Genomic DNA, 10,119 nt, shown 5'->3' on the forward strand with positions numbered 1-10,119 from the left:
GACCCAGACCCTGATCGCGGGCCTGCGTCACCAAGGGCTGAGCGCTCCTTGGGTGATCAAGGGCGCGATGGATCGTGCCGCCTTCAATGTCTATGTCGAAACCCAGCTGGCGCCGACCTTGCGGCCTGGCGACATCGTTATCCTCGACAATCTCAGTGTCCACAAAAGTGCAAAGGCCGAAGCCCTTATCCGGGCGCGCGGGGCCTGGATGCTGTTCCTGCCGCAGTACTCGCCAGACCTGAACCCCATCGAAATGGCCTTCTCCAAGCTCAAGGCGCATTTGCGAAAAGCCGCAGCTCGAACCTTCGATACCCTGTTCAAAGCCCTCCACGACATCTGCAAACTCTTCGAGCCACGCGAATGTCAAAACTACTTCAAGGATGCAGGATATGCTTCATAATATCGGCACGATGCTCTAGGAAAGTATTCAGAACGCAAAAACCGCCCTGATGTTCAGATCAGGACGGTAATTGATTTATGACAGAATTGGTTGCGGGGGCCCACAACTACCGATTCCAACATTCGATCGAAGTATCTGTTTAATAAGGGAAATATCCGATCTTACGGCAATCATAAACTGCAATAGCCATTCAAGTCCCTTCGACTAGGAACGTGAATTTCGAGTTTGTTCATCCAGCGCCCACAATGCTACTAAAGCGCGATCTTATCGGATTCAAAGTCTGCTCGATGAAGCCGTTCTTCTGATCGATCGATATCCGCGGCAAGTCAGCAGATGGAAGTGGATTTCAGCTCGTTGCGGCAACAGCTCAGCGGATTCTGTGGCGGTGCTGCACCGGACAGCGGCTTCGACTCCGCTCCTATCAGGGCTGCCCCTCCATCGTCGAAGATCCACTTTCTGACGTTCCGGGGAGACGGCAACGGCTCTGAGGGCTATGAGCGTTGAGAAATGAGCCTCCGCGCAGGTGTGAGCCGTTCGCTACGGCATTGGCGGCGGCGTCAGCCTCGACCACATATGGACCCGCGGCCAGGATCTGCAGGCTCAGCATGGCGATGGCGTTGGGGGCGCGCTTTCCCAGGGGTAGCAAGGCGTCTCCCTTGGTCCAGCGGCCCACCGGCCCTTCCGGCACCGACCAGCCATTCAAGCCGACCTCGTTGAAGTGGGCATCGATGATACGCTGGGTGGGACCGTCCTGGAAGGTGACCTGGCCAACGAGCACACCGAGGAAACGGCGGTCGTCGACATAGGGCCCGATCGTATCGGCCGGGCGGCTGGTGCGCGAGACGATGCGCACCGACTGCACGTTCGAGGGGATCATGAACATCGAGAAGCCATCGGCCTGGCGCGCCTGGCGGATGACCCGGCCCTTGTCGGTGACCAGATGCAGATCGGCCTCGTTCGTCAGTTGAACCGGCTGGTCCTGCGCCGGATCCCCCCGCAGGATCGCCCTGGCCTCGAGCTCGCGGAAAATCGGCTCGACGAAGGCCCGCTCGGTCGTGAGTGGTGCCGCCGCGTCCCGGTTCCAGTCCCTGGTTTGCCCGGGGAAAGGCAGCACGCCATTCTGATCGGTGAAGCCATGACGGTTGCCGGTATCGAGATAGGTCTCGGCGAGCATGCCATTGGCATAGATGAGGCCATGGTCCGCCAGCTCGAAATGATAGAAGGTGTAGGTCGGGATGGCGCGGTCATAGAAGATGGAGCGGCCATTGACCAAAGTGCGCACCGGTACGAGCTGCCCCCCGAAGACGAAGGAGTGTTCGGAGGTGACGAGGAGGTCCTTGTAGGGCACGCCCTCGGCGACGGCATCCTTGAGGATGCGCACGGGATAGAAGCTGCGATCGGCCCGTTTGCGGGGATCGGCCATGGCGCCGCCATTGCCGACCCAGGTGACGGTGCGCACGACATCGCTCTCCCCCACGCGCACCAGCACCTCGTCGCCGACCTGCAGCTCCTCGATTAGCACCGCACCGGTGGGCGTGCGGATCTCGGTGCCGGCCAGGAAGCATACGAGGGACTGGTTGATGATATTGAGGCCGCCATTGGTCGAGTTCACCGTGATAGGGCCCTTGCCGCCGACGGTGAACTCGCCGACCTGCAAATCATTGCCCTGAACATACGCGGTTGCGAGCGGCTTACCGTTTGCACCCGTGACGTCGATCGTCTGATAGCCATTTTGGGAGGTAATCGTGTACTTTTCCGGTGTGTCCGGCATGCCTTCGAACCGCAAGACGTTCTTGCCGTCGTTGCCGCCCTCGAAATGGTTGATCGTTGTCCCGGACAGATTGATGTACGACCCACCGCCATTCGCAACGAAAGTTCCACCGCCTCCCATGAAATTGACCGTCGCTCCCTTCAAGACATTGGGGAGGCCTGTACCTGTATTGGTAAGAACACCGCCATCCGACAGATTGATGGTCGAGTTGGTTAGGGCAACATTGCCGACTAAGGATTGAATGGTGAGCTTACCGCCGGTGACATTATACGTATCGCCCGCGATTGGTGCCGCCGCACCAGTTTGAACAGTCGCACTGCCCCCGATATAGTAACTGTTGGGATCACTATGCGCGGCGCCCGTTATAGCTGCCGTCGCGCCGGGAACAATAATATAAGTATTTCCGCCAAAACTTGGTACAGAAAAAGAATCCACACCGCCAGGTATGATCACAGCTATTCCCGGTCTTTGCGCGGGATAGAGTAGATTTATCGGACGAAATGCTGGCCATGAATTCTTGATACTAGAATCAGTAACTCCGCGGATTTCTATTGTAAGAGATGGAAGAGGCTTATGTGAAGTGACGTCATATGTAACGTTACTTGGCGGTACCGGCCCGTAACTCATCGTTATCATGGAATTTATCTTTCGAATTTAAATGCAATTACCTTTGGCATGCGAATTTCCTGCCAAGTCATTCTAGGAAATCCACCAGCTGCGGCACCCGGTTACCTGCTTCACTTTCTTGAGCGTTACCGACGAGGCTGTCATCTTCAGCGCCTTCCACGATCGCGACGGCGCCGAAAAATGATCATCTCGTCCACGCGAGTTAGAGAAAATGAGAGATTCTGAGCTTCCATCTATTCGGGAGATCCTCACTTGCCAAAGTCAATGACCTTTGCTTGTTCAAATCAAATCGTTTTACATAAATAAAAGGACTACCATAAGATAATTAGTTTTATTAAATTTGTTCAATTCCCATAATTTCATATATCTTTTTATTAATTGCATTTAAAAATTATAAACACTATGCAAAGAATAATTTGTCGAAATTCCGAGATATTAAAGATTCAGGCGCCTGGACTGTTTAACCCTGCGTCGGTAGGATGGTAGCGGGAATTTTTCAACACGGAGGAGTCCTGCAGCGATCGACCCGAAGCGGAGGGGCATACCGCCATGGATCTGCTTTCGCCTTTGTCCCCCATCCCCGACCCATGCCGTCGTCAGTGACAGCGCTATGGTTTAGGCTGGGATTCTTACTGCATGCGACCCTGGCATTTTGGCTGGAGCCTGCCTGTAGCGGCAGGTTCAAGGCTTGATCGCCAGCCATCTGGATCGTCCAAGCCATTTGCACCAACTCCGGAGCGGTTACGGTCGCTCAGGCCGCGGTAAACAAAATTCACTAAATATTTGTGGAAATTTCTAGACAGGTACAAGGTATATATTCTATACATTTTATGTATACCTAAATATAATTTAAATTTATTAGTCATTGAAATTTCATATATATCAGATATTACTTTATTTGATTAATAAATTAAACGAGAGACGCTTTCGTGGACCGACGCAAATTCATCAAACTCCTGGGGTCGGCAGGCACCAGCACGGCTGCCTTTACTGCCTGTTCGGCCTATATGCAGGAGGCCGTGGCGCAATCTGATGTTCCCAAGACCCTAGTGGAGGCTTCCGGTTCCAATCCCAAGGGTTCCTTGAAAGACATTGAACATGTGATCCTGTTCATGCAGGAAAACCGCTCGTTCGATCATTATTTCGGCACCTTGCGCGGTGTGCGTGGCTTCGGGGATCCCCGGCCCCTGCTCTTGAAAAATGGCACACAGGTCTGGGAGCAGCCTCTCGAGGAGGGCTCCGCTCAAACCGCGAAGCCTTTTGATTATAATACCGCGAAACCTTTTGATTATAAAGATTACCTCTGGGGGGCCGCTCTTTTGCAGTTATACTTTAGTCCAACTGCTCCAGAAACAGCACTCGTTCCCGACCCTCCGCATGACCATCCGAGTAGCGTAAGTGCTTGGAATGACGGTAAAATGGATAATTGGGTGACGCATAAAACAACCGACACTTTCATACATTATAAAGAAGAAGACTTACCTCTTTATTTCAAACTCGCTAAATCCTTTACTGTCTGCGATGCGAATTTCTGTTCCCATAATGGGCCTACAGATCCCAATCGGAGTTTTTTTTTCACGGGAACCTCGATGGGTCGTGATAGCAATGCGTATTTCAGCGAGAATAAGGGCCAGCGCCCCGCCCCGAATTGGCTGACCTACCCTGAACGTCTCGAAGCGCTCGGCGTAGACTGGAAATTTTATCAAGAAGGGCTGGGTAACACTATTACAGAACCATTTGGCGGAAATTATGACTGCAACACACCTAAATTTTTCAAGCAATATCAGGACGAAACCACGAGTATTTACAACAAGATCCAATCGGTAAACCCTATCTTGCGTGAAGATGCGGATGTTCCATCGCAGTTCGAGCAGGACATCCTCGACGCAAAGCTACCTGCTGTGTCGTGGATCGTGCCGCCGCTAGCTTATAGTGAGCATCCCGTCTTTCCGCCGCACTTTGGCGAATTTTATCTCAATGAAATTCTCCGTTGCCTCGCGGCCAATCCGGACGTGTGGCGCAAGACCGTGCTGATCACCACATTCGACGAAAACGGCGGCTTTTTCGACCATGTCCCGCCACCCGCGCCACCGTTGAATCGCGAGCAGGGGCTCGTGTCTTCCGGTATCCGCATCGCTACCGCGCCTGAGGCGTCCTTGGCAGCCTTCGATCACGACGTGGACATTGAAAATTCGATCGGCGTGCTCAATGCGCCCACCGGCATGGGGGCTCGCGTGCCGATGCTCGTCATCTCCCCGTGGAGCACCGGAGGGCGGGTCTGTTCGGAAGTGTTCGATCACACCTCCACCATCAATTTCATCGAGGCCTGGCTGGCTGAAAGAGGCGTTCCCGTCCATCAGCGGCCTTACGAGCAGATTTCCCTGTGGCGCCTGGCCGTCGCCGGAGACCTGACCAGCGCCCTCGATTTCAACCGGGATCCCGCTCGTGACATGAACGAGCGGGTCTCGCCCCCGGCAAAGGCACAAGAAATCCTTGGGAAGGGAGAAAGACTCGTTCTCATACCCACTGCTGGATCTTATAAATACAGCGCCGACAAGGCCCACGCGGGGCACCGCGGCATGCTAACCTATCCGCCGGATAACAATGCGATCGCCGTTGCCTCCAAGCAGGATGCCACCCAAGTTGAGCTCCTGCCGCTGGGCTATGATTTTCAGGTCTACAGCGCGTTCGTAACTCCGGCTGGAGGAGGCGCCGAGCAGCTGCAACTCACCTTCCATAATGCCGGTCCGTTGGGCGTCCCCTACACCGTCTACTCCTATTCGAGCGATGACAAGCCCCGGTTCTACACGGTCGAGGGCACTGAGCCGGAGAATCCGGTCGAGTTGTCGGACAGCTGGGGTCTTGTGAGCGGCGCCTATCACCATGTGGTCCACGCACCCAACGGTTATCTTGCGGAGTTTCGTGGCAACCGCAACGAGCCTGTGCAGAAGCTCTTCCCCGAGGTCTTGGCGATCAATGCTCTCGACGATGCCAAGACCGCGCAGATCACCCTGGCGCAATGGCCTACAGCCAACGGTAAGCTGAAGCTCATCGACGCCTATGCGGACGTGCTCGAGACGGGCAAGCCGGTCCCGATAGGCACGCAGATCGTCAGCATCGCCACCCATGACGGCTGGTATGACCTCGCTCTCGTCGATGCTTCCATCGATAAGCCAGGCCCGACGGATTTTCTGCGCCGCTATGCCGGCCATTTCGAAAACGGAAAGATCAGTAAAACCGACCCTGCCATTGGCAAGATCTATAACGCGACGACCTACAAATACGAGGAACTGGGAAAGACAACGTGATGAACGTAACGCGTCGAGCCTACACCATGACCGCCCTGACGGCGGCTGCCGCAGCCCTTTTGGGTGGCTGCAACCGCGAAAATCAGTCTTCCGCCCCACCCCTCTTTCCTCCGCCGACATTCGTCGATGACACTTCCACGGCGCTGACAAACACCAACCAGGCTATCGCGGGCGCAGAGGCTGGGAACCTGCCCTCTGTCCCCAAATTGCAGCAACAGCGGCGACGGCAGCTACAGGCCGCGCGTGCAAAGCGTTTGGGGCCACCCTCTCAAGGATGATCATACAGAGCATCCGGCGGATTGATCCAGCCTGGAAAGACGGATGACCGGATTAACTCAATGCCAACAGCCTGCCCTTCGTGCTCACGCGCTTCTCTGGGCAGGGCGTTCTGACGCCGGCGAACGAGGAGGAGCTTGAGCCAGGGGGGGCAGGATCTAGAGACGCTGGCGCGGCGCGTATGTCAATCAGCTCCCACGGAACGATCCGGTCGTCGATTTAAACAAGAGTTCGCTCTTCAAAGGGGGCGCTACGTGTTCGTTTTGCTGCATCAGCTTTCATTGCCTGTCATGTTCGCGGCTGTTCTGGTGATCTGCTTCGTGATCACCTGGATTGTCATCGGGCTTGTTCGCGTCGCCATTGCGAAAGGCGGCTATGTAGCGGATGAGGCATTGCCCATCCGCGAGTCGATCGTCGGTGTTTGCGCCACGATCTTCGGCCTGATGGTGGCCTTTTCGGCCGCAGGCCTGTGGGCCGATTCCCTTGCTGCCCGCAGCGCCGTCCAGCAGGAGGCCGATGCGGTCGAGAATGTTCTGGTCCTGTCCTCGAGCCTTCCGGCCGATCTCCAGACTAATGTCCGCGATAACCTCACGGCCTATGTGGCGCAGGTCATCTCGGGCGATTGGCCGGCCATGGCCAATGGCGAGCACATCGAAAGTCCGGTCTTCGATCGCTCCGGCGACATCCTCATCAATGCGATCGGGCTCGTCTCGCGCCAGGCTGGAACCAGTGCCCGGCCGGCGGCCTATCAGCCGCTGGTCAATCAATTGCTGGCTGTGCGCCATGCCCGGCTGCTGCGGCTTTCAGCCTCTAACACCGGAATGAGCTGGGCTCAGTGGATCGCAGTCTGGATCATTTCGACTGCGACCGTCGCGGCCATAGCCATCTGCAACAACCATGTCCCCGGCATGCAAATCCTTGCCACCCATATCTTCGTGGTGGTGGTGACATCAGCCTATTTCGTCATTCTCGCCCATGACCGCCCGTTCATGGGGCAGATCTCGGTACAACCCGCCGCCTTTCTGTCGATCAATGGACTGCACCCCGTTTTGTCAGGACAGAGGCCATAGCTGGGCACCCGCAAAAAGCCTCTCGTCCTGATTGTCGCGCGGTAAGAGTGATCAAGCCTGCGGTATTTATAAAAATATTTATATGAAACTGGTTAGATCCGCAAATAAAAATATATTATTTTATGGAAGTACAATTCCTTCGAAAGATTATAACTTATTCATACTCCGATATAACGTAAGCTTTGATTTATCAGGCAAATGCCAAAACTTACAAACGATTGCCCACTTCATCAACCCATCTGTTTCTGCAGACGTTCTGATGGTTCGGCATATAACAAGGTAAGTGTAATGGCACAGTGGTTGAGATTTCCGATTGTAGCCGTAGCGATGCTGCTAAGCGCCTGTAATGACGACGGCGCTGGCAGCGCATCGAGCTCCTCCCCTCCGACCTTCGGATCACCGCAGGTGGCGCTGTCAGTTTAACCCCGAGTTGTCTCCGCTAGACGCACCCAGGCCAACCGCGCCTGGGCTTAGGCCGCGACGGTCCACCACTCAGCCAGGGCGGCCGAGCGTCTCCGTTTGTAGATTTCTCGGCTGACGAGGTGGCGCTCCGAGTTAAAGTGATTGTGGATCTGGCCGTGAACGGCGACGAATTCCTGAAGCGTTTTCGTTCTACGGAATTTGAGCATCGCCGCCTCTCGTCGTCGAAACGGCTGGTGAGAATTCTCGGCCCGATTGTTCTTCCAGCGGCCGGCTTCCCGACGTCCGAGGTTGCCGATTTCCTTCATGGCCGCACTATAGGAGCGCAACCCGTCGGTGACGATGACCTCGGGACGACCATAGCGCTTCATAGCTTTCTTGAGGAATTTCAAGGCGCCGGCCTTGTCCCGTGACTTGCTGACGAAGCATTCCAGCACCTCGCCCTCCGGATCGACGGCCCGCCAAAGATAGTAGAGCTCGCCGTTGATCTTCACGAAAACCTCATCGAGATGCCAACGCCAGCGGCTGAAGTTTCCAGCCTTCAGCCGCCTCTTGCGGATATCGCTCGCAAACAATGGGCCAAAGCGATTCCACCAAAATCTCACTGTCTCATGGCAGATGTCGATGCCACGCTCATGCAGCAGGTCTTCCACATTCCGCAATGACAAAGGGTAGCGAACGTACATCATCACCGCCAGGCGGATTACCTCTGGCGACGAATTGAAATAGCGAAAGGGATTGGGTCTGGAGCTCGTCATCCCCGCTCCCTAACCTGCCAAGCCGTCTTCGGCAATTTACTCTGACAGTGTCCCTGCCGCAGCTCGCGGTTCTCGCGTTCGACACCACCGTTGCTCGGCGCGACGGGTGATCCCGCCGTGGTCGAAAACCATCCGAACCGCACGCTCGCGGAGTTCTGACGCAAACTTGTTCGTTGTCGAGCCTCCGGCAAACCCGGCGCGGTTCATCCTCAGCTGCCCCGCGATTATCCGTGGCTCCGTGTCCGAGATCCCGCGCCACTTCACTTGGCAATCCCCATCGATAATGTAGATTTGCGTGCTCATGGGGCTGATGTCTAATCCAACGTAATAGTCCATCGCTGCTGTCCTCAGGTCCTCGACATACCACGGCGGATCGTCTCACCAGCCGAGGGGAGCAGTGACCGAATGTATGAAATGTATTAGCAGTCGACAACGCCTTCGAGCCACGCCATCCGGCTCCATTCCTTGGTGGGCTCCCGGATGACGGTAGCGGCAATGACGAGTGACAACCGCTTCCAGCCGTTCAGGCCATCTCGAGCTTGAAGCGTGCGATGCTCCCGCTCAGATTGCTGGCGACATGGTTGAGTTCATCGATGGCCGAACTGGACTGGCGCAGGGATTCCACTGTCTGCTGCGTCGCTTCGGTCAGCTGGATGAGCGCCTCGCTGATCTGCTCGGCACCCGTCGCCTGCGCCTGCATGCCTTCGCTGACGGATTCATAGCGCGGTGTCAGCGCCTGCACTTGCGTGATGATTTCGGAAAGCTTGGCACCGATCTCATGGACATCCTGGAGGCCGCGCCGCACTTCCTCCGAGAACTTGTCCATGCCCATGACGCTGGCCGATACGGCGGACTGGATCTCTTTGACCATCTGCTCGATGTCGTAGGTGGCGACGGCGGTCTGGTCGGCCAAGCGCCGAATTTCCGAGGACACCACGGCAAAGCCGCGCCCGTATTCACCGGCCTTTTCCGCTTCGATCGCGGCGTTGAGCGACAACAGATTGGTCTGGTCGGCCACTTTGGTAATCGCCGTGACCACCTGGTTGATGTCGCTGGCCTTTTCGTTCAGCACGGCGAGCTTGGCGGTGATGGAGCTGGCGGCGCCCATCACCTGGTTCATCGTGTCTTCCATATGGGCCAGCTCGACCTTGCCCCCGGATGCCAGATTGGCGGTGTGCTCCGAGACCGTCACGACGTCGGACATCGTCCGGACCAGTTCCCTGGAGGTTGCAGCGATCTCACGCGAGGTCGCCCCGATCTCCGTGGTGGTCGCGGCGACTTCCGAAGCCGTGGCCTGCTGCTGTTTGGACGTCGCCGCAATCTCGGTCATCGAGGTGCTGACGCGGATGCCCGAGCGCTGGACCTGGCCGACGAGTTCCATCACTTCGTCGGCCATGCGGTTATAGCCTTCGCCGAGATCGCCCAACTCGTCCTGTCGAACGATCTGCATGCGCTGGGTGAAGTCACCCTTGCGCATGGTGTCCATCAA

Annotated in this window: 6 protein-coding genes; 3 read left to right on the forward strand and 3 right to left on the reverse strand. The window is 56.1% G+C overall.

The window, feature by feature from the left end; translation table 11 throughout:
* Nucleotides 1-400 (forward strand): transposase (locus ACTJKX_RS37080; protein WP_440725774.1); only part of this gene is annotated, 400 nt, incomplete at its 5' end.
* Between the two features lie 421 nt (nucleotides 401-821).
* Here the strand turns inward: ACTJKX_RS37080 and ACTJKX_RS37085 are convergent.
* A complete protein-coding gene (locus tag ACTJKX_RS37085) occupies nucleotides 822-2,291 on the reverse strand; it encodes a Hint domain-containing protein (RefSeq protein WP_440728385.1) in 1,470 nt (489 codons plus the stop codon).
* Between the two features lie 1,436 nt (nucleotides 2,292-3,727).
* Here ACTJKX_RS37085 and ACTJKX_RS37090 point away from each other — a divergent pair.
* On the forward strand, nucleotides 3,728-6,106 hold the full coding sequence (locus ACTJKX_RS37090; protein ID WP_440728386.1) for a phosphocholine-specific phospholipase C: 2,379 nt from the start codon (nucleotides 3,728-3,730) through the stop codon (nucleotides 6,104-6,106).
* A 413-nt stretch (nucleotides 6,107-6,519) separates the two neighbouring features.
* Nucleotides 6,520-7,452, forward strand: a complete 933-nt coding sequence (locus tag ACTJKX_RS37095; protein WP_440728387.1) for a hypothetical protein — start codon at nucleotides 6,520-6,522, stop codon at nucleotides 7,450-7,452.
* Nucleotides 7,453-7,922: 470 nt separating this feature from the next.
* On the opposite strand, the gene ACTJKX_RS37100 is transcribed toward ACTJKX_RS37095, so the two are convergent.
* Both ACTJKX_RS37100 and ACTJKX_RS37105 read right to left on the reverse strand, forming a co-directional pair.
* Nucleotides 7,923-8,630 carry an IS6 family transposase gene (locus ACTJKX_RS37100; protein ID WP_440728388.1) on the reverse strand — a complete coding sequence of 236 codons (708 nt, stop codon included), beginning with the start codon at nucleotides 8,628-8,630 and terminating at the stop codon, nucleotides 7,923-7,925.
* A 523-nt stretch (nucleotides 8,631-9,153) separates the two neighbouring features.
* The coding region (locus tag ACTJKX_RS37105) for a methyl-accepting chemotaxis protein (RefSeq protein ID WP_440726896.1) at nucleotides 9,154-10,119 on the reverse strand (966 nt) is incomplete at its 5' end.

Origin of the sequence: Labrys sp. 22185 (assembly GCF_052045555.1) — a bacterium.
In the GTDB taxonomy this organism is placed as follows: domain Bacteria; phylum Pseudomonadota; class Alphaproteobacteria; order Rhizobiales; family Labraceae; genus Labrys; species Labrys neptuniae.

Excerpts from the sequence above, each read along its gene's own strand:
- ACTJKX_RS37085 (WP_440728385.1), bottom strand. The coding sequence starts at position 2,291 with ATGGGAGGCGGTGGAACTTTCGTTGCGAATGGCGGTGGGTCGTACATC.
- ACTJKX_RS37100 (WP_440728388.1), bottom strand. The coding sequence starts at position 8,630 with ATGACGAGCTCCAGACCCAATCCCTTTCGCTATTTCAATTCGTCGCCA.